Below are 22,511 nucleotides of genomic sequence, written 5' to 3' on the forward strand. Positions count from 1 at the left end.
GGCCTGCGCGGGCAGTTGAAGATCTGTGGTCAGCTTGGGGTTGGGCCGCGTCGCCGTACCAGAGGCAGGTAGACCTCGTCGACGATCTCGACGAGGACGTCGTCGGGTGCGGTGGGGACCCCGCGCAGGACGAATTCGTTGCGGAGCAGGACGATGGCCACGGTGGCGACCCGTGGATGGAGCGCTTCGGGGGAAGCTTCGCCGCGTGCGACGGCGCGCCCCAGGATGGTCAGCCAGGGGGCGGCTGCGGCGTCGCTGGACTGTTCTTGCAGTCGCGCCAGGAGTTCCGACGTGCCGCCGGCCGCGGAGAGTAGTTCGCGCAGGATCGCGCCGAGGGGGGAGCTCCAGTGGCGGTTCGCCTGACGTAGCACCTCGAGGACGTCGCCGCGCAGGTTGCCGGTGTCGGGTGGCTGGACTGTCGTGACCAGTTGCCGATAGGCGGCGATGCTGAGCGTGAGGCGGTTGGGCCAGCGGCGGTAGATGGCGTTCTTGTTGGTGCCGGCGCGGGCGGCGACCTTGTCCATGGTCAACCCGGCGTATCCGGATTCGGTGAGTTCGTCTACTGCGGCGCTCAGGATCGCCTCTTCCAGGACGGCTCCGCGTCGCCGCGTCTGCATCGCGTCCCCTTCCCGCGGTACCGGTCGTACCCTCCCATTCTGATTGTCATCCCTGGCATGCGGCAACTAAGGTACGTCGAGTACCGTAACTATCGGTTGAAAGAAAGGCGTGATATGCGAGCCAAAGGCATCAGCTACGACACCGGCTTCGTCCACAACGGAGTGATCGGCCACAAGCTCTTCGACTCGGAGCTGGTCAAGCGCGAGATGCGCGTCATCCGCGATGACCTGCACTGCACCGCGGTCCGCGTCATGGGTGGCGATCCGGAACGGATGGAGGTCGCGGCGGCGCACGCCGCCGACCTTGGCCTCGAGGTCTGGTGCTCGCCCTACCCGCTGGAGCTGACCGCCGGCGAGATGCTGTCGCTGTTCGCCGACTGCGCCGCGCGCGCGGAGCGGCTCAGGCGGCGGGGAGCCGAGGTCGTGTTCGTCGTCGGCGCCGAGCTCAGCCTGATGAACAAGGGATTCCTGCCCGGCGACGGCATCGACGAGCGGGTCGAACTGCTGAGCCGGTCAGATCGCGTACGCGAGCAGATCGGCGAGGTCAGCGCATGCGTCAACGACTTCCTCGGCAGGGCCGTGCCGGTCGTCCGGGAGCGATTCGGCGGCAAGGTGACCTACGCCTCCGTACACCTTGAGAACGTCGACTGGACGCCCTTCGACATCGTGTCCATAGATCTCTACCGGTCGGCCGAGATCGCCGATCGCTTCGCCGAAGGCGTCCGTAACCTCGTCGCGCAGGGAAAGCCGGTCGCGATCACCGAGTTCGGCTCGGCCTGCTACCACGGTGCGGGTGACCGGGGCGCTCACGGCCTGGAGATCGTCGAGTACGACAAGGAGACCCGCGCGCCTGTCCGGTTGAAGAGGGAGTACGCCCGCGACGAGGCCGGTCAGGCCGCGTACCTGCGCGAACTGCTGGAGGCCTTCGACATCGGAGGCGTCGACAGCACGTTCGTTTTCACCTTCGCCCTGTACGACCACCCGCACCGCCCCGACGGTGACCCCCGCGATGACCTGGACCTGGCCAGCTACGGCATCGTCAAGGTGTACGAGGACCGTCTCGGAGCCACCTACCCCGACCTGCCCTGGGAACCCAAGGTCGCGTTCGCCGCCCTCGCCGACTACTACCGGGAGCACTGAGATCGAGCTGGCCCCGGGTTGGTGGGGACGCCCAAGATCAGAGGGCTAGGCGTTGTCCCTGAACCGGTCGCGCTGGATCTGGTAGGCGAGGGCGCGGCGCACAGAGGCAGATGCGGTGGCGGTGACCTTCGAGGGGATGTCGAGGCCACGGCTGATCTCGTTGTACGCGTCCCGGTAGCTGGCGGGCATCTCTGCCTGGTGCAGGCGCAGGTCCTCTTCGACGAGGCGTCGCAGTTCGTCGACGTTCTGGGGTGTGAAGCGCTTCTTTCCCCGGGCGATGGCGATGAGGTGGCGCGTACAGCGGGCGGTGCCGTACAAGGTGTCGGAGATTTCCTCGGCGAGGCCCCACAGGCGTCCTTCGAGCCAGGGTGCGTCGTGCTGGTCGAGGGAGAGCTTCGTCGGGGGCGGTGGGTCGCCCATCCTGTGCTTCGTCACCTGCTTGGACACGGCGGGCTGGCTCATGTCGGTGAGCCGGGCGATTCTTTCCTGGGTCCAACCGAAGCCGACGAACAGCTTGATCATTTCGGTGCGTAGCTTCCGCATCTCCTCTCCCGCCCGGATGACGTCGTTCATGTCGGCGAGCATCCGCTCGGCCTGCTCCTCGGTCAGTGCCTCGGGGTTCTGATGCGCGTCCTCTTCGCCTGCCATAGCTCGGTTATACACCGAGGTCCGTCACCATAACCGGGTTGTATAACCTGGTTATGGCTGACAGGATCCATGGCATGCCCACCTTCTCCGCGCCTGACGGAACCCAGCTCGCCTACCGCGTGATCGGAGACGGCGACCCGGTCGTCTGCCTCCCGGGAGGCCCTGCGGACTCCCGCTACCTCGGCGACCTCGGCGGCCTGTCCACGCGCCGCCGGCTGATCGTCTTGGACCTGCGCGGCACCGGCCGGTCCGCGACTCCCGAAGACACCTCCTCCTACCACTGCGACCGCCTGGTCGACGACGTCGAGGCGCTGCGCGACCACCTCGGACTCCCTTCGATGGACCTGCTCGGCCACTCCGCCGGCACGAATATCGCGACGCAGTACGCGGCCCGGCACCCGAAGAACGTCAGCAAGCTCGCCTTGATCGGCCCCAGCACCAGAGCTGTCGGTATAGCTATCACCGGGGAGACGCGACGTGAGCTCGCGCGGCTTCGGAAGAACGAGCCGTGGTTCCCAGCGGCTTTCGCCGCCCTGGAAGCGATCACCGAAGGCGCGGGCAGCGACTGGGATGCCATTAGCCCCTTCTTCTATGGCCGATGGGACGCCACGGCACAGAAACACCACGCAGCCAGCCAACCGAGCAACAAGCAAGCCGTCACCCTCTTCGCAGCCGAGGGCGCCTTCACCCCGGAGACCACTCGCGCGGCGCTCGCCACCTGCCAGGCTCCCGTCCTGCTACTCGCCGGAGAGTTCGACCTGAACAGCCCCCCTCGGTCGGCGGCCGAGTTCGCGGGGCTGTTCCCTGACGCCACGCTCGTGGTGCAGCCGGGAGCGGGCCACTACCCCTGGCTCGACGACGCCGACCAGTTCGCGGCGACCACGGCGGCATTCCTGGGTTGAGGAACTGCTGCGCCGCCAGAAGTCGGCGACCGCGCCGAGCAGGGATCACCGCCGCGGACGATGTCGATCAGGCACCCCGGGGACGGTAAAGTAGATTTGGAACATGTCTTCCGGAACAGATATTCCCAATCACGAGGTGGCAGCGCTGCGAGCGCTCGCGCACCCCACCCGGCTGGCCATCCTGGACCTGCTGCGCACCCACGACAGCCTCACCGCGACCCGGTGCGGCGAACTGCTGGGGCTCAGTGCGAAGACGTGCTCATACCATCTGCACGTCCTGGCCCGGCATGACCTCATCGAGGTCGCTTCCGATGCCGGGGCGAATCAGCGTGAACACCCATGGCGCCGGGCCTTCGACGAGCTGCAGGTGCCCCTGACCGTACCCAGCACTGCCGGAAGCCGGCAGTGGCACGACGCCGCCGACGGTCTGTTGGAGGCCGGTCTGCAGCACAACTACGGACTGTTGCTGCGCGCTATCGGCGAGCGCAGGTCATGGCCGCAGCAGTGGCAGTCGGCGGCGACCGTCCACACCCGCACGGTGGCGATGACGGCCGAGCAGCTCAGAGCATGGGGGCTGGAGGTCGAGCGCGTGACCCGAGAACACCTGGATAGCGCCGCCACCCACCCATCCGCCGAGCAACGGCCCGTCCGCCTGGTGCTCTACGGCCTTCCTCACCCGACACCCCACCCGCAGGCGTCATGACCGGCGAAGACGCCCCGATGGGGCTACGGCGGTTCCGGGCGGTCTTCGCCGACCGACGGGTCCGCTGGGCCGCCGCGGGTGCGGTGACCGGGCGGTTAGCACAGACGATCATGCCGCTGGCGCTGCTGCTGGCCGGTCAGAAGCGACTGCACGATTTCGCTGCCGCAGGCGCTGTGGTCGCGATGTACGCCCTGGTCAGCGCTGTGGGCGCGCCTGCCGTGGGACGGCTGATCGACCGGTGGGGAGTTCGCGCGCTCGTCGGCTTCGCGGCCATCAGCGGGGCCGCGACCGTCGGGCTGGCCACCAGCCGCACCGCAACCGGGATGATCGGGTTCGCGGCTGTCGCGGGAGTGAGCACACCACCGCTGGGCGCCTCACTGCGCGCCGTCGTCGTCCGCGTTCTGCCGCAGCCGATCCAGGCCGCCGCGCTGAGCCTGGACTCGGTAGCCACCGAAGTCCTTTTCATCGTCGGCCCGACAGTGGCCGGCGTCGCCGCCGCGATCGCGGCCCCGAGCGTCGCGCTGTTCGGGTGCGCCGCGTTGATGCTGCTCGGTGCGGTGGTCTTCATACCTTCCGCCGCGGGCGGCTCACCCCACACCGCGCAGGCGGGCCGTCGGCCGCTGCCGTCCGTGGCTGTCCTCGCCAGACTGCTGCCGGTACTCGCCATGACGACGGCCCTGACCTTCACGATCGGCGTCATCGAGGTCAGTGTGACCGCCCGAGCCGCCGAGTGGCAGAGCATCGAGTCCGCCGGTGCGCTGCTCGGGTTCTGGGCCCTCGGCAGCGTGGTCGGCGGGCTGATCTACGGCAGCCGGGACTGGCCGGGCTCACCCCGCGGGCACGCCCTGCTGCTCCTGCCTGCCATGGGGCTCGGCTTCGCGGCGCTGGCCCTGGCGGGCAACGTGGCAGCGATGTATCCCCTCATGGTGCTCGCCGGCCTCGGGGTGGCGCCCGCGCTGACCAACCTGGCACGCCTGGTGGCGTCGCAGGCGCCGGCAGGCCGCGACACCGAGGCGTTCGCCTGGTTCGGCGCTTCGACCGCCCTGGGTGGGGCCGCAGGCGTGGCGGTGGCCGGCGCGGTCGTCGACCGTTGGTCCGCTGGGGCCGGCCTGGTGACCGCCGCGACGCTGACGGTCGCGACTACCGTGCTGGTGCCCGTGTTGCGCAGCAAGAGCGCACCTGGCGGAGCGCCGAAGGTCACTGCGCCGCGCTGAAAACTGCCTTTGTTCTTCAGGAGAAGTCCGGTACCTGAGGCGACGAATGGCCCGGAGCCAGCCCTAATCCGAGCAGAGCTGACTGCGCAGCGTCTGGTAGACCCACCGTTCCCAGCGCTCGCGTGACCAGCCGCGCTCGTGCACGAACAGTAGGTACAGCTCGGGGCTGAGGAGGCCGTAGAGCAGGTCGGTGGCCTCCTCCGCCGATATCTCTGCCCGTGCGTCGGGCTTGCCGACGAGTGCCTTGGCCGCACCCTGTTGGACGACATACCGCGGATCGACGTCGTGGGGCCACAGCGCGGCGACCTCGGGGTCGCTCGCGCATGCCCCGTCCAGCACCTTGCCGATCGGCGCCACCCGCTCCAGGACCGACGTCGTGCCGGTGACGTAAGCGCGCAGCATGTCCTGGGCGGTGCCGGCGGCGAGTGCGTCGACGTACCACGGCCGGTCCATCGTGGCCACCGGCTCGTCGTCACCCGCGATGGTGACGTCGACCAGTTCCTTCAGCAGGGTGCGCTTGTTGCCGAAGACGAAGTAGATCGTCTGCACCGCGACCCCGGCTCGGTCGGCGATGTCCTGAAGGTTCGTCGCACCGTAGCCGTCCTGCACGAACAGTTCGAGGGCCGCCTTCAGGATGCGCCGTCGCGTCTCCTGCGCCTTCTGCGCCCGCTTGCTCGTCCGCTTGACATCGCTCATGGCTAGAGTCTATCTCTAGATTCATTCACTAGAAGTCAACTCTAGAGAGTAGGTTTAGTCATGCCGGTCATCACCGTCACCCGCTTCCAAGCCGACCCCGCCGACGCCGAGCGGCTCCGGGCCAGACACGCCGCCCTGGTCTCCGCCACCAGGGCGGCCGTTCCCGGACTCACCGAGGCGCGGCTCGGCCGGATCGACGACCGGACATGGGTCGGCGTCTGGCGCTGGGACTCGGCCGCCAGCCTGGCGGCGGCCCGCCAGGCCGTACCCGGAAACGCCGAGGCCGCCGCGGCCTTCGCGCTCACCCGCGAAGCGCACGTGGACGACATCGAAGTCCTGGACGAGCACTGACCGCCTGCCCGGCCTCGGGAAGGGGCCGGGCACCCAACGAGGAGAAGACATGATCGAGATCGAGGCGTTGACGAAGGTGTACGGCCAGGTCCGGGCGGTTGACGAGGTGTCCCTGCGGATCCCCGCCGGGTCGGTCTTCGGCTTCCTGGGGCCCAACGGCGCGGGCAAGACCACCGCCATCAAGATGATGGCCGGGCTGGTGACCCCCACCTCGGGGCGGGTCCGGCTGGGTGGCTTCGACGTGGCCCGGCAGCGCTCGGCCGCGATGGGGCGGTTCGGCGCGGTGCTGGAAGGCTCGCGGAACATCTACTGGAGCCTGTCGGCCTGGCAGAACCTGATGTACTTCGGCCGGCTCAAGGGCCTGCGCAAGGCCCAGGTCACCGAGCGCGCCCGGGAACTGCTGACCGATCTGGGCCTGTGGGAGCGGCGCGGCGACAAGGTCGGCGGCTTCTCCCGCGGCATGCAGCAGAAGGTCGCGATCGCCGCCGCCCTGATCGCCGGCCCGCCGATCGTGCTGCTGGACGAACCGACACTCGGCCTGGACGTCGAGGCCACCCGTACCGTCAAGAACTGGATCGCCGAGCAGGCCCGCGAGCTCGGCACCACCATCCTGCTCACCACCCACCAGCTCGACGTTGCCCAGGAACTGTGCGACCGGGTGGCCGTCATGCGCCAGGGACGACTCGTGGCCGACCTGCCCACCCGTGAACTGCTCGCCGGCTTCCGCGAACGCGACAGGTACGAGATCCGCGTCGAAGGAGCGGCCCCGCCAGGCTTCGACTCCGTCACCCGCGAGGGCGTCACCACCATCAGCGTGCGGGTGAGCGATCCGCGCGAGGTGTACGACGTGGTCGAGCGGCTGCGCGCGCAGGGAGCCGTCCTGGAATCCCTGACGCAGGTGCAGCCCGACCTGGAGGACGTGTTCCTCACCCTGGTGAACGAGCCGTCCCATGCATGACATCCTGCGTGCGGAGATCGGCAAGGGGCTGCGGGTCCAGCTCGCCCACCCGGCCGGGCACGTCATCACGCTGCTGATCAGCACCATGATGTACCTCGGGCTGCAGTTCGTCCTGGGCCAGGGCGAGCTGCGCCAGGATCTGCTGCCGCAGACCCTGGTCGCGATCGGCGGCTACTGGTTCCTGCAGTACGCGGGTCTGGTGATGGTGGCCGACCTCATCGAGGAGAAACGCGCGGGCACCTTCGCCCAAGCCCAGATGACCCCGGCGCCGCCGTGGCTGCCGATGCTCGGCCGGTTGATCACCGCCTCGGTGTTCGGCCTGGCGGTGGCCGCCGCGGCCGCCCTCGTCCCGATGCTGGTGGCCGGGATCGCGATCCCGCTGCGCTGGGCGGCGCTCCTGCCCGCCGTACTGCTGGGGATCAACGTGCTGGCCTTCACGTTCCTGCTGGCCGCCCTCGCCCTGGTCTCGCCGGTAATCGGCGCCCTGCAGTCGCTGTTCACCTCGCTGGTGCTGCTGCTCAACGGCTCGTTCCTGCCGCTGGCCCTCTATCCGGACTGGCTGGCCGTACTGGCCCGACTCCTGCCCACCACGCTGGGCATCGAGGCGCTCACCCGGACGCTGTTCGAGGGCCGGACCCTGGCCGAGCTGTGGAGCGGCGGCACCCTGCCCTGGCTGCTCGCCCACACCCTCGCGCTCACCGCCGCCGGCGGCCTGCTGTTCGTCCGCAACCACCGCCGAGCCCTGGAGTCGTCATGACCTTCGCCCGCGGATTCGCCGCAGAAGTCCGCAAGGGCCTGCTCAACCTCGCCGCCGGATGGCGTGAAGTCCTCATCCAGATGATCACCTTCCCGCTGTTCTACCTGCTCATCGTGCTGTTCATGGGACGCGGCCAACTGCGCGCGGACCTGCTGCTGCCGGTACTGCTCGGCATGGTGGCGCTGACCTTCATCCACGAGCAGGTCAACCGGGTGTTCTGGAGCTACCTGGGCGACATCCAGTCCGGCGTGCTGGAACAGACCTACCTGACCCCGCTGCCGTCGGCCGCGCTCATCCTCGGCCGCCAGGTCGCCGCCGTCATCTCGGCCCTGCCCACCGCGATGGCCGTCCTGGCCACCGGCGCCGCCGCCATCACCGTCCAGGGCGGGCGGATGCCCGTCGACGCGCAGGTGATCGTGCCGCTGGCCGCCATCGTGCTGGGCACCTGCGGACTGGCCCTGATCCTGTGCGGGCTGACCCTGGTCTTCAAACGCATCGAGATCGTCACCCAGCTGTCGGTGGCCGTCTACGCCATCGTGGGCGGCACCCTGGTCCCCCTGGCCGCCATGCCCGACGCGGTCGCCTTCCTCAGCCGGCTGGTGGTTCCCATCGCGCCCGGCATCGAGGCGATGCGCGACATCCTGCTCGGAGGGCACCCCCTGGCCGCCCTCCCGACCGGCTGGGGCCTCGGCTGGCTACTGGCCCAACCGCTGCTCATCACGGGCGCCGGGGTGGTCCTGTTCAACCGGCTCGAACACCTCGCCCGCCGCCGCGGCACCCTCGGCCGCTACTAGAAACCACGAGATCACTGCCGGCATCGCCCCGATCCTCACCCCTCTGGCTGCCATGGGCCTGGCCATCACCATGCTCGGCGCCGCCGCCACTCACGCCCGCCGCAAAGAGCCGTTGGCCATCGCCGTCAATGTGGTGCTGCTCGCACTGGCCGCGGTCATCGCCTGGGGCCGCTTCGGCTCTTACGCCCTCTGACCTCTTGAACATCTCAGGCAGGCCGTACCCCGCACGCCGCCCGATTGCATGGCAGTCGTACCCCTGCTTGCGGCACCACGAGACGAACTGCCCCGATCCATGGCGGGCGGCACCATCCGAAGACACCTCGCCGAACACCGCGGCGCTCTCGGCCGCTACGAGTACCTGGAGATCAACCTTGACATCGGAGACCGTGACGCTGCGACCCATCGGTCAGGTCGTGGGCGGGCGCGGCGAGATGTACGAAGACGACTGGCACGACGTTCGAGCTGTGATCCGGCTGGACGGTGAGTCCTTCACCGCCTCGGCGGTGCTCGGTCTGGAGCACTTCTCCCACCTGGAGGTCGTCTTCCTCTTCGACCGGATCAACCCGGCCACGGTGCACAGCGAACCCCGCCCCCCGAGAGGGAACCCGAGCGCCGCACCCGTGGGGGTCTTCGCCCACCGCGGGCCGTACCGCCCCAACCGCCTTGGCGTCTCCCGCTGCCGCCTGCTCACCGTGGACGGCCTGAACCTGCACGTCGCCGACCTGGACGCACTCTCCGGCTCCCCGATCCTGGACATCAAGCCATACCTGGCCGAGTTCGCCCCTCGTCACCCGGTCGTCCAGCCCACTTGGGCGACCGAACTCATGAGCCACTATTACTGAGGCTTCATTTGGAATCGGCCGGGTGGGATGCCTTCATCTTCCCCGGCCTCGACCTCCACAGTGAGCTGAGCATGCTGGTGAAGGCGGGCCTGTCGCCGATGCGGGCGCTGCGGGCCGCCACCGGGGACGCCGCGCGGTGCGTCGGGCTCGAGCGGGTGTCGGGCACGATCGCAGCTGGCAAGTACGCCGACCTGGTGGTGCTGGACGGCGACCCGCTGGCCGACATCGGCAACACCCGCAGGATCCACGCGGTGATCTGCCGCGGCCGGTACCTCGGCCCGGCCGACCGGAAGCGCGTCCTCGCCGAGGTCGAGACGGCCGCGGGCGCTCCTCATCCACATGGATGATCTACACCACAAAACCATCAAGATCCACGGGTACGCCTTGGTCGCCTCAGCGGCTCAGGGCTGCGCCACGCCGATCCGGTCAAAGGCGCCCAGGGCTGATGCTGCGACCTTTCGGAGAAACTCGTCCGGGTCGTTTCGTGCCGCCCGGTCCAGCGGTCGGCGGAACACCGGCCACTCGGCATAGGCCATCCCCCACAGGGCCCCTTCACGGATCGCCGCTTCGTCCGCGAAGGCCCCGGCTTCAAGCCGTTCGACGAATCGCTCGTCTGCTTCGATCGGGGCTCCGAGCCCGCAGCGGGCGAGTGCAGCGCCCTTGCTGTCCGGGGCATCCGCGGCATCGCACACACCGATCAGCTCGTCGAACGTCATCACCAGCGGGTGTGCGGCGAAGACAGCGACACAGCCCTCCACCTCCGCCGCGCCGAGCGAGCTCGCAGCCATGACGAACGAGGTGTTGATCGCGTCCTTCTCGGTGTACAGCACGGTCAGCCCGGCAAGTACCTCCCACTTCATCAGCAGTGGGCGACCCTCATGCGGAGCAGCCGGCTGACGCAGGGTCGTCTTCCATCCTGCGGCAGCCGCGATGGCCTTCACCTCGCCCGCCATGTGGAGGCTCTGGAAGACGAAGCGACGAGACCGGAAACCGCCCATTCGCTCGATGACATTCATGTCCACTCAAATCCTCGGGGGCATGATCAGCATGGAGAGGCTAGCAGGAGCAGGCCGCCTGACCGCCCGGCCGGCGCCCATGGCCACCAGCCCACCCGCCAGCAGGCCGCGTCTCGGTGCGCGCGGAGGCGTTCCCGTCGCCATTGTGTGGGAGAAGACGGGTGAGCACTCCAGAGACGCCTGAACAGGCTTCGTCCGGGGCACGGTGCGTGATGTAGTCCGCGCGGTCATCGCCGAGGTGGCGCCCGAGGAACTGCCGATCGTGGACGGGCTGAGGCAGTTCGACGACGAGACCGCGGTGGCCCGCTTGGCGGGCCGTGGCACGGCACGCGATCCCTTGGGTTTCGGGTTGGAGGAGATCGTCTACATCGCCACGCCGGTGGTCTGGGTCGCGCTGGATGAGAGCATGCGCAGGGTCGTCGGCCAGGCGGTCGACGACCTCCGGGTGCCCCGCGGCGCGAGAAGGCTGCTCCGCAGGGTGTTCCGCAGGCGGGCGGCCCCGCTGGTGGTGCCCGCGCTGACCGCGGAGCAGGTGGCCGACGTACGACGGCGCATCCTGGAACTGTCGGAGAAGTCGGGGTTGGAGCCGGAGCGCGCCGAAACGCTCGCCGACCGGGTGGCGACCCACCTGCTCCTGCCTCCGGACCCGGCCGACGACAGCCGCGCGCTGCGGTCGTGTTCCGCATCCTCCAGGAGGCACTGAGCAACGTGGTACGGCACGCACCGCGAATCCGAACGGACAAGAGACCTGAAAAGCTCAGGGATACCAATGATCGCACCTGTCATCCCGAATTATCGACTCGACAGTATGGACGAGTGGAGCCTGCCAGAGATGATCTCCCCTACCTACTACCCAGAGGACGAAAGTGGGCGGTTATGAGGTGCCTGAGGCAGACCTGCTCGCCGTACTGCCGACCTTCCGCCCCGTCACGGCAGAGGCACTGGCCGCGATCGAGTGACGCCGAGGTGGCCCGCACACCGACCAAGGGTCACATCGATGCGCGCCTTCCCCGACGGTCCGCGGGGAAACAAGCGCTGGAGGGTACTGAGCACTCCCCGGGTGCGCCAGGACATGAAGCGCCGTAGCTGAGCGGCGAAGCTCACCAGGTGGCGCGCGGCTGGATCGTCGATGAGCGTGAGGTCGGCCAGGACCCAAGCGGCCCCGCTGCGTACCGTCCCGGATCCGGATCAGGGATCCAGAGCTGACGTGAACATACGCCGACGAGACCGGCTCAGCTCCACGAGTACTCACATGCCGCCTGAACCGCATGGATGGAGTTTTCGGCAGGCGCAGAGCCGGTGGCTTCCTGGATTCCGGCACGGGCCGGATATCTATGAGAGCCGCTCAACCGCATGCCGGTGCGGGACGGGCTGATCTATGGTGAGTCGCGCTTTCTGCTCGACTCCGTCCAGCGTGGGCGAGGGGCCCGGTGCGCCATGCCCGGAGGCCAAACGGCTGGTGGATCGGGTATCCCTGGTCATCGACTGGAACGAGAACCACACCGATGAGCACGTGCGCCTGATCGCGGCGACGCTGGCGTGTACCAGCGTTGTTGACGGGCTTCCGACGTCACCCTACAATTTCGGTGCTGACCGATATTATGGCACCCCCCAGGAGGCATAATGGATCGCCGCACGTTCCTCCGCACCACCGCCGTGGCTGGCGGCGCGGGCATGGCCCTGTCCATCGGCAACCCGGGCGCAGACTCGGCGGCCTACGCCGACACCGGCGTGACCAAGGTTGACCTCGGCCCCGCGACGCTCGCCTGCAGCACGCTCAACGGCGGGTTCGTGGGCGACAAGCCGTACATCGTCTCCCACCTGCTGACCCCCACCCGGCTGGGGGTGTTCGACGTGGCCGCGGGCCGGGCGGACAGCCTCACCGAGATCCCCAGCGGCGGCGGCGCCTGGACCGGTCTGGTCGACGGGACGACCATCTACATCGGCACCCACACGGTCGCCGACGTGTACGCGTTCGACACCGTGAAGGGGGCGCTCAACCGGATCGGCCGCGTTCCGGGAGCCACGTACATCTGGGACATGTGCCAGGTGGACGGGAAGATCTACCTGGGCACCTACCCTGACGGCAAGGTGTGGGAGCTCGATCTGGCGTCCAGCGCGCTGCGCGACCTCGGCGTCGCCGTACCGGGCCAGACGTACGTGCGGAGCATCGTCGCCGACGCCACCACCATCTACGCGGGGGTGGGCTCGCACGCGCGACTCGTCGCGCTCGACCGGTCAGGTGGCGCTCCCCGCGACATCACCCCGCCGGAGCTGGTGGCGGAGTCCTTCGTCTACCAGCTCACCCAGACCGCCACCCACGTCATCGCGGGCACCCACGGTTCCGGCCTGATCGCGATCATCGACAAGAGCGACCCCTCCTCCTACCGTGTCGTCCATCCGGAAGGCGTCATCACCATCGGCAAGATGGCCGCCGCCGGCGAGGGCGAGGTGTACTTCGGGGCCGGGGACTCGCTCTGGCACCTCGACCTGGACGGCGGCATCACCCGCAAGGTCGGCGTCACCGCCGCCGGTGACTTCGTGACGGCCGTCCACATCAAGGACGGGAAGGTGGTCGTGTTCACCAACTCGGCCACGATGTGGACTTATGACCCCGTGTCGGGGGCGATGAACATGGCCGACTTCCAGGCCATGGGGATGCCCACGGCGCCCGAGCTGCCCCAGTCAGTGGCGGGCCACGACGGGAGGCGGGTGTACGTGGGCGGGCACGGCGGGGTGGAGCTGCACGACCTGGCCAACCCGGGGGCCACGACGCGGATCCGGCTCGCGGGGGAGACCAAGGCCATGACCACGGTCGGCAGGTACGTCTACATGGCGACCTACCCGTCCGGTTCCATCGTGCGGCACGACACGAAGACCGGGCGGACGAAGGTGCTCGCGGTGATCGGCAATGAGCAGAACAGGCCGGGGGACACGGCCTACGACGCTCGGCGCAGGCTGCTGCTCGTCGGTTCCAGCCCCGATTACGGCAAGATCGGCGGCGCGCTGTCGATCTTCAACCTGGACACCCACCAGCTCCAGGTGTATCGCAACGTCGTCGAGGGCCACGCGATCGTGTCGACCGCGACTCACGTCGGCCGGGGTCGGGCCTACGCGGGCTCTGAACGGCCCACAGGCTCGACGGCCTCCGCCGCGATCGCGGTTCTCGACTCCACCTCGGGCCGCAAGTACGCCGAGATCGTCCCCGTGCCGAACGCGGCCTCGATATCGAGCCTGGCGGTGGTAGGCGAGGTGCTCTACGGCACCACCAACAAGGGGGTGCTGTTCGCCGTCGACACTGGCACAGGAGCCGTCCTGGCCACCACGACCGTCGCGACCGCCAGGGTGGACCTGGTCGTCGCGGGCCAGCGGCTGTACGCGGTGAGCCACCAGCGGCTGCTCAGGATCACGCCGCGAACCCTGGCCGTCGAAGTGGTCGTCGACGGCCTGGCCACCGATCCCACCAGCTTCCCCATGCTCTCCTACGACAAGCACAACGGCGCCCTCTACACGATCACCGGCCGCAACCTGCTGAAGGTCACGGTCGGGAGCTAGCGGGATGACCACGACCGTTCACCAGGTCGTGTGAGACACCGGCGCGGGGCAATCCGGCGCTGATCATCATGGGGTCGGCGTCGGGGACAGCCGCTCCGGCGATCGCACGGCTGGTCGCGGCGCATGAAGACACCGTGCGCGAGCCGCCCCGTTGCGATCAGAGGCCGTCCACGAAACGCCTGGCCCAGCCCGTGAACTCGGCTCCCAGCTCCCTTTGCGCCGCCTCGAGCAGATCGTTGGGATCCTCCGCCGGGCTCAGGCCGAAGTGCTGGTCCAGCCACGCGAGGTACGTCTCGCGAGCCCGGCCGCGCCCGTCGCCGTCCCGGTGATACCCCTCGTACTCGCCGAAGCCGGCCCCTGCCCAGTCGACCCACAGCGGTCGGTCGCAGGCGAGTTGCCGAAACAAGTCCCGCAGGCCGCGGGCGGTGACGTGGACGCCGCCCTCGTCCCCGAACACCACGACCGGCAAGGCCGCCAGGTCAGCGCGATCGTCGACGCGCCAGAGGGCGTAGAGCGAACCGGAGCTGTTGGCGTACGCGAACGGGAAAAAGGCGTCGAGGAACTCCGGATCGTCCGACCAACCGTCATGCCGGGGCTCCCCGAATTCGATCAGCTCGAACCCGTCGGCGATGAACTCGCCCCCGAGCCGTTCCTGCAGCTCTTCGAGCTGGTTCAGCTCTGGCACGGGGGAGTAGGAGTCATGCATGGGGACGCTCCAAGGGGATCGGAGAACCGCAAGATCACCGCTGGAGCGTACAGACCCCGGGGGGTGCGAGGAGGAGCCCAAAGCTGGCCGCGCGTCGTGCCCACCACAAAGCCGCATGATCAAACCTGATGAACGCTCGCGGTCACCCCGCTAGTCACGGTCATGTATCAAGCATTGACCCTGCATCCACCCGATGGCTAGGTTTCGGTCTAGACCGGTATTGCAAGGGAAAGGAAGGCCCGATGAGGAAGGTAGCGGTGGCCGGCCTCGCGGCCGCCCTGGGAGTGGTGCTAGCCGGATGCGGTTCCGGGAGCTCCGACTCCGGAGGCAAGAGCACGGTGACGTTGTGGATGTATCCCGTCATCGACGACCAGGCGAAGAGCAGGGCATTCTGGGACAAGGTTGAGAAGGACTACGAGGCCAAGAACCCCACCGTTGACGTCAAGATCGATCTGCAGCCCTGGGACGGCCGTCAGGAGAAGGTCACCACGGCGCTGGTCGCCAAAAAGGGCTTCGATCTGGTCGTGCTCGGCCCCGATCAGATCCCGCAGTACGCCAAGCAGGGCACGATCAGCCCGGTCGACGATGTCGTCGCCGCCTCCAAGCAGTCCTACCTGCCCAACGCGCTGGCCGCGCTGACCGCGGACGGGAGGCTGTACGGCGTACCGATCTATCAGACGATCACGGCGCCCATCTTCAACAAGAAGCTCTTCGCGGACGCGGGGATCACGGAGATGCCCGACACCTGGGCCGAGGTCATGGAGGCCGCGCCCAAGCTGGCGGCCAAGAAGACCCCGATCTTCATGTACACCGGCGCCCCCGAGGTCTCGCTCAATCTGAGCTTCTACCCGATCCTCTGGTCGAACGGCGGCACGGTCTTCTCTCCCGACGGGAAGAAGGCCGCGTTCAACGGCCCCGAGGGCGTGCAGTCCCTGCAGTACCTGCTCGACCTCAAGAAGATCGGCGGCCTGCCCGAGAACGCCGTCACGCTGTCCAACACCGTCGAGGGCAGCCCGCTGACGCAGGGCAAGGTGGGCTTCTACCACGCCGCCGCCAACATCAGCGCCATGCAGCTCGGCGCCGCCATCGGCGACGACAACGTGGCCGTCGGGCTGCCCATCGAGGGCACGAAGCGGGTCGGATTCGGCATCCCCGGCGCGCTGATCCTGCCCAAGCACGCCAAGAACCCCGAAGCGGCGAAGAAGTTCGCCGCGTACGTGGCCTCGCCGGAGGTGGCCGCCGGGCTCTCCAAGGAGTCCGGTTACTTCCCCGCCCGCACCGACGCCAAGCTCGGCGAGCTGAGCGCGACGGCGAAGGAGTTCGAGAAGGCGCTGGAGTACGCCTTCCCTGGCGACGCCCATCCCCTGGCCCGCCAGGTGATGGCGCTGCTCTCGCCCGAGATCCAGTCGGCCCTGCAAGGTAAGAAGACCGCCAAGCAGGCGCTCGACGACGCCGCAGAGCAGGCCGACGCGATCCTGACCAGCGCCGGATGATGTCCGGGGGAGGTCGTGCGAGCGGCCTTCCCTCCGGTGGCTTACACCTGTGCGACACCGGTGGCGCGACCCCGTCACGGGCCTGCTGTTCGTCCTTTGTAGGTGTTCGAGATCTAGGTATGTCGACGTGCGTGACCTCGTTGTCAATTCGGGAGAGCAGGACAGCTCAATATTGACGTTTTCTTGACGCCGTGATCATGTAGCGGCCCCCTCTGGCCTCAGTAGTGTGCTTTGCGTCTTTACGCATACTTGACGTTGGGGGTGGCCACGTTGGCCAGCGTGGATCAGCCTGCTCCGGTACGGAAGGGGGCGCTGCGGGGGTGGCTGCTGAAGGGGCTGCAGCGCTCGGATCACGGGGGCGGTGCCCCGCCTCACGAGCAAACTCCTGAGCACCAGCACTCCTGGTGGCAGGTGATGTGCCTGACGGGCGTCGACTACTTCTCCACGCTGGGCTACCAGCCGGGCATCGCGGCGCTGGCCGCCGGGGCGCTGAGCCCGATCGCGACCCTGATCCTGGTGGCCCTGACGTTGTTCGGTGCTCTGCCGACCTATCGGGCGGTGGCCAAGGAGAGCCCGCACGGGCTGGGGTCGCTGTCGATGCTGGAGCGGCTGCTGCCTGGCTGGCCGGGCAAGCTGCTGGTGCTGTTTCTGCTCGGATTCGTGGCGACCGCCTTCATCGTGACCATCACGCTGTCGGCAGCCGACGCCACCGCGCACATCCTGCACAATCCGTTCGTCCCCGCCTTCGCCGCAGACTGGCAGGTGCCGGTCACGCTGTTGCTCATCGGCGGGCTGGGCGCGGTGTTCTTGGCCGGGTTCAGCGAGGCCATCTCTATCGCGGTCGTGCTGGTGGCCATCTATCTCGTGTTCAACGTGGTCGTGGTGGTCACCGCCGTACAGCACGTGCTCGCAGAGCCGGACAAGGTGGGCGACTGGCAGAACCTGCTGGCCGCCGACTACGCCAGCCCGATCGCGATGATCGCCGTCTCGCTGTACGTGATGCCGAAGCTCGCGCTCGGACTGTCCGGCTTCGAGACGGGTGTGGCGGTAATGCCGCTGGTCAAGGGGGAGCTCGCCGAGCGGGTCAAGGGGGCGCGCAAACTGCTCACCACCGCGGCGCTGATCATGAGTGTCTTCCTCATCACCTCCAGCTTCGCCACCACCGTACTCATTCCGGCCGAGGAGTTCGCCGAAGGCGGCAAGGCCAACGGCCGGGCCTTGGCCTACCTCGCCCACCAGTACCTGGGCGACTGGTTCGGCACCGCCTACGACCTGTCCACAATCGCGATCTTGTGGTTCGCCGGGGCCTCGGCGCTGGCCGGGCTGCTCAACATCGTGCCGCGCTACCTGCCCAGGTACGGCATGGCCCCGGACTGGTCGCGCGCGGCCCGGCCGATGGTCCTGGTCTTCACCGCCATCTCCTTCCTCATCACGCTGTTCTTCGGCGCGCAGGTCGAGGCCCAGGGCGGTGCCTACGCCACCGGCGTACTCGCACTGATCCTCTCGGCGGTCGTGGCGGTCACGCTGTCGGCCTGGACCGCCGGACGCCGCAGGGCGGCGGGCTTCTTCGGCGTCGTCACCCTGATCTTCGGATACGCCACCGTCGCCAACATCATCGAACGCCCCGACGGCCTGGTGATCGCCCTGCTGTTCGTCCTTGCCATCGTGAGCACCTCGCTCATCTCACGCGCCACCCGCTCCACCGAGCTGCGCGTCACCCACATCACGCTGGACGACCTGGCCCGCCAGTACGTCAACCAGTGCGGCGAGATCCGGCTCATCGCCAACGAGCCCCACTCCCGCGACCACACCGAGTACGTCGACAAGGCCCGCGAGGCCTGGGAGCTGCACCGTCTGCGCACCGGCGAGGGGCTGCTGTTCCTCGAGGTCACCGTCCCTGACGCCTCAGAGTTCGCGGGTGAGCTTCGCGTCACCGGCGAGGAACGCCACGGCTTCAGGATCCTGCGCATGCAGAGCCCCACCGTGGCCAACGCGATCGCCGCCCTGCTGCTGTACCTGCGTGACCAGACCGACAAGACGCCGCACGTCTACTTCCACTGGGCCGCCGAGGGCAACCCGATCGGCGCGCTGCTGCGCTACCTCGTGTTCGGCGGCGGCGACATTCCGCCGCTCACCCGCGAGGTGCTACGCCAGGCCGAACCCGACGCTGGACGCCGCCCCGTCGTCCACGTCGGCTGACAACTCCATTGGGCGCAGGTCAGGGCCGCTGCGAATGCGCGGGGCGCCAGGGAATCCCCATGCATGCTCGATGCGACGGCGTGTTCTGGCACCTCATGGGGCGGCCCCCGTCAACTGCGCGTCAGCATTTCCCGGTCAGGTGTCCAGATCGCGTAGCTATCGACGGATATTTCATGATCCACGCTTAGCGTCCTCCTCGTACGAGTTTGGATCGCGGGGGCCAGGGAGTTGCGGCCGTAGTCGTTGCCGGCCGGTGCGGTGATCAGGACGCCTGCCTCGATGGCGTGGGCGATGGCGCGTTTGAGCATCGGGTCGGCGTCGTGCGAGGCGGTGTGGTGGGCCGGAGTGTATTGGATGATGTTCGCGCCGGCCTCGGTCAGGTCTTCGATGGCGCGGGCGGCCGAGTGCGGATCCTGGGAGACGTGCTCGTCGCCGGAGAACCCGAGCGTGAGGAGACGGCAGCCGGGAGCAAGCCCGGGCAGGTTGCTGCCGTGCTGTCCGGCCAGGACGCTGGCGGTGAAGGTGCCGTGCTCACTGGCCAGGCTCGCTGCCCGGCCGGAGGGCTCCTGCAGTTTCCCGTGGGGGGTGTGCCTCGAGCACGGCCCTACCCTCATCTTCACCGGAGGGGAGACGTGCGATACCCGAGGGTGCGGCCGCGTCTGGGGCTACAAGGGGGACCAATGAGGGCGGGGCGGCCCCCGGTCGCTTGGCCATCAGGTACGGGCCGCGAAAGCGGCGGCACCGTGGCGGTCGAGCCAGGTTTCGAAGTCCATCAGGTCCGGATGGAGCCTGCGCAGCATGGGGATGTGGGCTTGCCAGCCGCCGCGGTCGTTGCCGAAGTCGTATCCGGCGATGCCGTCGGGGTCGGTCAGGGCTTCGCGGGGGATCGCCCGGTAGGTGACGTTCCGGCCGGTCGCCCGGCTGATCGCGGCGACGACCTGCCGCATGGTCAGCTCGTCCCCGGCCAGTTCGATGGCCCGCCCGACGTAGTGGTCGGGGTCGGTGAAGGCGAGGGCAGCGAAGGCGCCGATGTCGTCGGCGGCGATGAGCTGCACGGACGTGTCCGGCCGGAAAACGTCGGTCAGCGCGTCGTCGCGCACACCGAGGCGCGGGTCGGACTGGTTCTCCATGAACCGGACGGGCCGCAGGATCGTGGCGGGCAGGGCGAGGGCGTTGATGTGGCGCTCGATCCGCCACTTGCTCTCCCAGCGGCGGATACCCGGAGACCGGTCGACCCCGCCGACGGAGGTGTAGACGATATGGCCCACACCGGCGTCCCTGGCGGCCTCGGCGACGTTCAGCCCGAGGCGGACCTCATCGTTGGTGGTGAAGTCGGGAGGTGTGCCGGGGTAGCCCTCAGTGGGTTGAACGCTGAAGACGCCCTGTGCACCCCGCATCGCACGGACCAGCGAGACTTGGTCACCCATGTCGCCAGGCACGAGTTCTGCGCCTGCCTGGGCGAGCGCTCGGGCCGCTGGGGCTTCGGGATCGCGAACGAGCGCGCGTACGTTGTGCCCGGCGGCGAGTAGATGCCGGGCGGCGGCGCCGCCCTGCAGGCCGGTCGCTCCGGTCACCAGCATGGTCTTGGTCATCATGTCTCCTTGGTTCGTCATCGAGGTCATGCGTCGAAGAGCTGGTGGGCGCGTCCCATCGCGAGGTCGTTCACCAGTCGGCGTTTCCACGGTCGTTGCATGACCGCGTGTGTCATCCGCCGGGTTGTCCGGGGACACGACATGATCATTTCGGCGAGTTGCCAGGCCCGAGGGAGGAGCCGGTCTGGAGGGAGTACCTCGTTCACCAGGCCGAGTTCCCATGCCTGGGCGGCCTGGATCGGCTCCCCCGAGTACAGGGCCAGGGCGCTCCGCTTGAGGCCGATCAGTTCCTGGAATGCCAGGTGCTGGCCGTCGCCGGCACCGCGCCTTTGCGAAAGTACGTATCGGCGAACGATGTGGTGGAACTGCACAGGGTGAGGTCGCAGAGCAGTGCGAGCTCCTGGTGGTAGCCGGGGCCGTTGATGGCGCCGATCGTCGGGACGTCGATGGCGAAGACCAGGCTCGTAGTAGGCCTCGTACCGGGCATCGGCCGCCCACGCGCGGTAGGGCAGTTCGAAGGACGCCGTGTCGAGCCCGGCCATCCACACGTCGCCCGTTCCGGTCAGGATAACGACCTCGTTGGACGGGTCGCTCCCGACGTCCCGCAGCAGCCGTCCCCAGGCGTTGTGCAGGCCCAGCGAGCGGGGTGATCGGCGAACCCGCCCAGGTCGTCGTGCCACGCATCCAGTTCGTCCGTCATGACCTATCCTTCCTATCCCATAAATGGGGACTACTCCCCGGTTATGTCTTGGTAATATATGGGGACGGTTCCCCATATTGCAACAGGTGGTCATGACAGCGCCTCAGCATCAGCGCCCGCTGCGGGCCGACGCTCGCCGCAACGCGGAGCGGCTGATCCACGCCGCCCGCGAGGTCTTCGCCGAACGCGGCGTGGACGTGCCTCTCGACGACATCGCGCGCCACGCCGGCGTCGGAAACGCGACGCTCTACCGCCGCTTTCCCACCCGCGAGGCGCTACTTGAAGCCGTCTACCGCGACCGTGTGGAGCAAATGCAGGCACACGCGCGCGACCTGCTCGCCTCCCCCTCACCGGCCGACGCGCTCGCCACCTGGCTCCTGGAGATCGTCCGAGACGGCAGTACCTCCCGCGGACTCACCGCCACGCTGAAGGCAGCCCTCCAGAGTGAAGGCACCGACGTGGCATGGTGCAGGCACCTGATCCAGGACGCCGCCGAACGACTCCTCGCCCGCGCACAGGACGCCGGCGCCGTCCGCCCCGACGTCACCGCGATCCAACTGCTCAAGCTCGCGAACGGCATCGCCTTCAGCACCGAACGCGAACCCGATGCCGATCACCAGGCCGAACAACTTCTCGCCCTGGCCCTGACCGGCCTGTACCCCATCTGACCTGCTCTTCGCGGGCTCGGCTTCGCCAGCGCCCTTCGCCGACCGTGCCGCCGACGAGCTGGTGGCCTGGCTCGGCTTCACCGACGTGCAACGCAATTCCAGCGGCACGATCACCTCGACCGAACCCGAACGGCTGCCCAGCTACATCCTGATCCGCGGCGCCGACACCCACGGCCGGTGCGGACATAGCGGCCGAGGCTGGCCAGGTGCTGGTGGCGGCTCTTGGCCCGGAGTTCGGGCGTGGTCAGGCCGGCTCAGATCCGCAAGGGCCGTACACTCCCGGCTCGCCGGTTGGTCGTCGAGCGGCAGTCTGATTTCACGGGTGAGAAGTGGCCCCACCTACGGGCGTGTGGGGGTACCGAGTCGGGGCTGTCCTGTCTCATCGAAGGCGGCACAGTCTCACTGAATCTGGCTAGATTCAACGACCGGATGGGACCCGGCCTCACGCGAGACCTCGACCCGCGCGGCGATGACATCCGGGGTCTCGGTGAACAGCACGCGCCTATGGTGGACCGATGGCATCGGTCAAGCAGTTCCAAGTCACCTTCGACTGCGCAGAACCTGAGCGCGTCGCTCGTTTCTGGTGCGAGGTGTTGGGGTACGTCGTACCGCCGCCACCGGAGGGGTTTGCTACTTGGGACGACTTCGAACACTTGCTGCCGCCTGAGCGCAAGGGTTCAGCGTTCGTCTGCATTGATCCCTCAGGTGTGGGCCCGCGACTGTTCTTCCAGCGCGTTCCCGAAGGCAAGGTCGTCAAGAATCGGCTGCATCTTGACGTGCGGGTCGGCACCGGGCTCGTGGGTGAAGAGCGCCTCGCCACACTCGAGGCCGAGTGCGCACGACTGGTCGCGCTCGGCGCGGTACGCGTGCGACTACTGCCTGCCGATGGCGACAACGAGTCGTGCATCGTGATGCAGGACAACGAGGGCAACGAGTTCTGTCTCGACTGAGGGGCCGCGA

At 68.3% G+C, this 22,511-nt stretch carries 25 protein-coding genes; 17 read left to right on the forward strand and 8 right to left on the reverse strand.

From position 1 onward, the window contains the following. Nucleotides 1-29: 29 nt before the first annotated feature. Nucleotides 30-617: a TetR/AcrR family transcriptional regulator gene (locus ABZ911_RS37555; RefSeq protein WP_358067467.1), complete on the reverse strand. Its 588-nt coding sequence runs from the start codon at nucleotides 615-617 to the stop codon at nucleotides 30-32. 114 nt (nucleotides 618-731) lie between these two features. Between ABZ911_RS37555 and ABZ911_RS37560 the strand changes: the two genes are divergently transcribed. Continuing rightward, complete coding sequence (locus ABZ911_RS37560; protein ID WP_358067470.1) at nucleotides 732-1,757, forward strand: hypothetical protein; 1,026 nt, start codon at nucleotides 732-734, stop codon at nucleotides 1,755-1,757. A 45-nt stretch (nucleotides 1,758-1,802) separates the two neighbouring features. On the opposite strand, the gene ABZ911_RS37565 is transcribed toward ABZ911_RS37560, so the two are convergent. Next, nucleotides 1,803-2,405, reverse strand: a complete 603-nt coding sequence (locus ABZ911_RS37565) for a hypothetical protein (RefSeq protein WP_358067473.1) — start codon at nucleotides 2,403-2,405, stop codon at nucleotides 1,803-1,805. Nucleotides 2,406-2,458: 53 nt separating this feature from the next. Between ABZ911_RS37565 and ABZ911_RS37570 the strand changes: the two genes are divergently transcribed. From ABZ911_RS37570 to ABZ911_RS37580, 3 genes are all read left to right on the forward strand, one after another. After that, nucleotides 2,459-3,307, forward strand: a complete 849-nt coding sequence (locus ABZ911_RS37570) for an alpha/beta hydrolase (RefSeq protein ID WP_358067476.1) — start codon at nucleotides 2,459-2,461, stop codon at nucleotides 3,305-3,307. A 136-nt stretch (nucleotides 3,308-3,443) separates the two neighbouring features. Next, the gene (locus ABZ911_RS37575) at nucleotides 3,444-4,010 is read left to right on the forward strand and encodes a helix-turn-helix domain-containing protein (protein ID WP_358067478.1); all 567 of its coding nucleotides are present in this window, start codon (nucleotides 3,444-3,446) and stop codon (nucleotides 4,008-4,010) included. After that, nucleotides 4,007-5,224, forward strand: coding sequence for an MFS transporter (locus tag ABZ911_RS37580; RefSeq protein WP_358067481.1), 1,218 nt, complete (start codon nucleotides 4,007-4,009; stop codon nucleotides 5,222-5,224). Before ABZ911_RS37575 ends, ABZ911_RS37580 begins: the two co-directional genes overlap by 4 nt. Nucleotides 5,225-5,287: 63 nt before the next feature. Here ABZ911_RS37580 and ABZ911_RS37585 read toward each other — a convergent pair whose 3' ends face one another. Next, nucleotides 5,288-5,920: a helix-turn-helix domain-containing protein gene (locus tag ABZ911_RS37585; protein ID WP_358067484.1), complete on the reverse strand. Its 633-nt coding sequence runs from the start codon at nucleotides 5,918-5,920 to the stop codon at nucleotides 5,288-5,290. Between the two features lie 60 nt (nucleotides 5,921-5,980). On the opposite strand from ABZ911_RS37585, the gene ABZ911_RS37590 reads away from it, so the two are divergent. The 7 genes from ABZ911_RS37590 (at nucleotide 5,981) to ABZ911_RS37620 (ending at nucleotide 9,969) form a co-directional block, all read left to right on the forward strand. Continuing rightward, complete coding sequence (locus ABZ911_RS37590) at nucleotides 5,981-6,271, forward strand: antibiotic biosynthesis monooxygenase (protein WP_358067487.1); 291 nt, start codon at nucleotides 5,981-5,983, stop codon at nucleotides 6,269-6,271. A gap of 49 nt (nucleotides 6,272-6,320) precedes the next feature. After that, the gene (locus ABZ911_RS37595; RefSeq protein WP_358067490.1) at nucleotides 6,321-7,229 is read left to right on the forward strand and encodes an ABC transporter ATP-binding protein; all 909 of its coding nucleotides are present in this window, start codon (nucleotides 6,321-6,323) and stop codon (nucleotides 7,227-7,229) included. Next, the gene (locus tag ABZ911_RS37600; RefSeq protein WP_358067493.1) at nucleotides 7,222-7,986 is read left to right on the forward strand and encodes an ABC transporter permease; all 765 of its coding nucleotides are present in this window, start codon (nucleotides 7,222-7,224) and stop codon (nucleotides 7,984-7,986) included. The genes ABZ911_RS37595 and ABZ911_RS37600 overlap by 8 nt, the downstream gene beginning before the upstream one ends. Further along, on the forward strand, nucleotides 7,983-8,780 hold the full coding sequence (locus ABZ911_RS37605; protein ID WP_358067495.1) for an ABC transporter permease: 798 nt from the start codon (nucleotides 7,983-7,985) through the stop codon (nucleotides 8,778-8,780). Before ABZ911_RS37600 ends, ABZ911_RS37605 begins: the two co-directional genes overlap by 4 nt. Before the next feature lie 31 nt (nucleotides 8,781-8,811). Then, nucleotides 8,812-8,973, forward strand: a complete 162-nt coding sequence (locus ABZ911_RS37610) for a DoxX family protein (RefSeq protein ID WP_358067572.1) — start codon at nucleotides 8,812-8,814, stop codon at nucleotides 8,971-8,973. Nucleotides 8,974-9,166: 193 nt separating this feature from the next. After that, complete coding sequence (locus ABZ911_RS37615) at nucleotides 9,167-9,622, forward strand: SAM-dependent methyltransferase (protein ID WP_358067498.1); 456 nt, start codon at nucleotides 9,167-9,169, stop codon at nucleotides 9,620-9,622. Nucleotides 9,623-9,693: 71 nt separating this feature from the next. Continuing rightward, on the forward strand, nucleotides 9,694-9,969 hold the full coding sequence (locus ABZ911_RS37620; protein ID WP_358067501.1) for an amidohydrolase family protein: 276 nt from the start codon (nucleotides 9,694-9,696) through the stop codon (nucleotides 9,967-9,969). 54 nt (nucleotides 9,970-10,023) lie between these two features. Here the strand turns inward: ABZ911_RS37620 and ABZ911_RS37625 are convergent, their stop codons facing one another. Next, a complete protein-coding gene (locus ABZ911_RS37625) occupies nucleotides 10,024-10,638 on the reverse strand; it encodes a hypothetical protein (protein ID WP_358067504.1) in 615 nt (204 codons plus the stop codon). 205 nt (nucleotides 10,639-10,843) lie between these two features. On the opposite strand from ABZ911_RS37625, the gene ABZ911_RS37630 reads away from it, so the two are divergent. Then, the gene (locus ABZ911_RS37630) at nucleotides 10,844-11,341 is read left to right on the forward strand and encodes a hypothetical protein (RefSeq protein ID WP_358067507.1); all 498 of its coding nucleotides are present in this window, start codon (nucleotides 10,844-10,846) and stop codon (nucleotides 11,339-11,341) included. A 920-nt stretch (nucleotides 11,342-12,261) separates the two neighbouring features. After that, a complete protein-coding gene (locus ABZ911_RS37635; RefSeq protein WP_358067510.1) occupies nucleotides 12,262-14,193 on the forward strand; it encodes a hypothetical protein in 1,932 nt (643 codons plus the stop codon). 157 nt (nucleotides 14,194-14,350) lie between these two features. Here the strand turns inward: ABZ911_RS37635 and ABZ911_RS37640 are convergent, their stop codons facing one another. Beyond that, nucleotides 14,351-14,899: a hypothetical protein gene (locus ABZ911_RS37640; protein ID WP_358067513.1), complete on the reverse strand. Its 549-nt coding sequence runs from the start codon at nucleotides 14,897-14,899 to the stop codon at nucleotides 14,351-14,353. A 242-nt stretch (nucleotides 14,900-15,141) separates the two neighbouring features. Between ABZ911_RS37640 and ABZ911_RS37645 the strand changes: the two genes are divergently transcribed. After that, nucleotides 15,142-16,392: a sugar ABC transporter substrate-binding protein gene (locus ABZ911_RS37645; protein WP_358067516.1), complete on the forward strand. Its 1,251-nt coding sequence runs from the start codon at nucleotides 15,142-15,144 to the stop codon at nucleotides 16,390-16,392. Between the two features lie 279 nt (nucleotides 16,393-16,671). Then, the gene (locus ABZ911_RS37650) at nucleotides 16,672-18,591 is read left to right on the forward strand and encodes an amino acid transporter (protein WP_358067519.1); all 1,920 of its coding nucleotides are present in this window, start codon (nucleotides 16,672-16,674) and stop codon (nucleotides 18,589-18,591) included. Between the two features lie 110 nt (nucleotides 18,592-18,701). Here ABZ911_RS37650 and ABZ911_RS37655 read toward each other — a convergent pair whose 3' ends face one another. The 3 genes from ABZ911_RS37655 to ABZ911_RS37665 form a co-directional block, all read right to left on the reverse strand. Beyond that, the gene (locus ABZ911_RS37655) at nucleotides 18,702-19,205 is read right to left on the reverse strand and encodes a S8 family serine peptidase (RefSeq protein ID WP_358067521.1); all 504 of its coding nucleotides are present in this window, start codon (nucleotides 19,203-19,205) and stop codon (nucleotides 18,702-18,704) included. 99 nt (nucleotides 19,206-19,304) lie between these two features. After that, nucleotides 19,305-20,183 (reverse strand): NmrA/HSCARG family protein, encoded by an 879-nt coding sequence (locus ABZ911_RS37660; RefSeq protein ID WP_358067524.1) that lies wholly within the window; start codon nucleotides 20,181-20,183, stop codon nucleotides 19,305-19,307. A 26-nt stretch (nucleotides 20,184-20,209) separates the two neighbouring features. Continuing rightward, on the reverse strand, nucleotides 20,210-20,554 hold the full coding sequence (locus ABZ911_RS37665; protein WP_358067527.1) for an enoyl-CoA hydratase-related protein: 345 nt from the start codon (nucleotides 20,552-20,554) through the stop codon (nucleotides 20,210-20,212). Nucleotides 20,555-20,975: 421 nt separating this feature from the next. Between ABZ911_RS37665 and ABZ911_RS37670 the strand changes: the two genes are divergently transcribed. Both ABZ911_RS37670 and ABZ911_RS37675 read left to right on the forward strand, forming a co-directional pair. Further along, nucleotides 20,976-21,551, forward strand: coding sequence for a helix-turn-helix domain-containing protein (locus tag ABZ911_RS37670; protein WP_358067530.1), 576 nt, complete (start codon nucleotides 20,976-20,978; stop codon nucleotides 21,549-21,551). A 515-nt stretch (nucleotides 21,552-22,066) separates the two neighbouring features. Beyond that, nucleotides 22,067-22,501 (forward strand): VOC family protein, encoded by a 435-nt coding sequence (locus ABZ911_RS37675; protein WP_358067533.1) that lies wholly within the window; start codon nucleotides 22,067-22,069, stop codon nucleotides 22,499-22,501. The last annotated feature ends 10 nt before the right edge of the window (nucleotides 22,502-22,511 follow it).

Source organism: Nonomuraea sp. NPDC046570 (assembly GCF_040645915.1).
In the GTDB taxonomy this organism is placed as follows: Bacteria; Actinomycetota; Actinomycetes; order Streptosporangiales; family Streptosporangiaceae; genus Nonomuraea.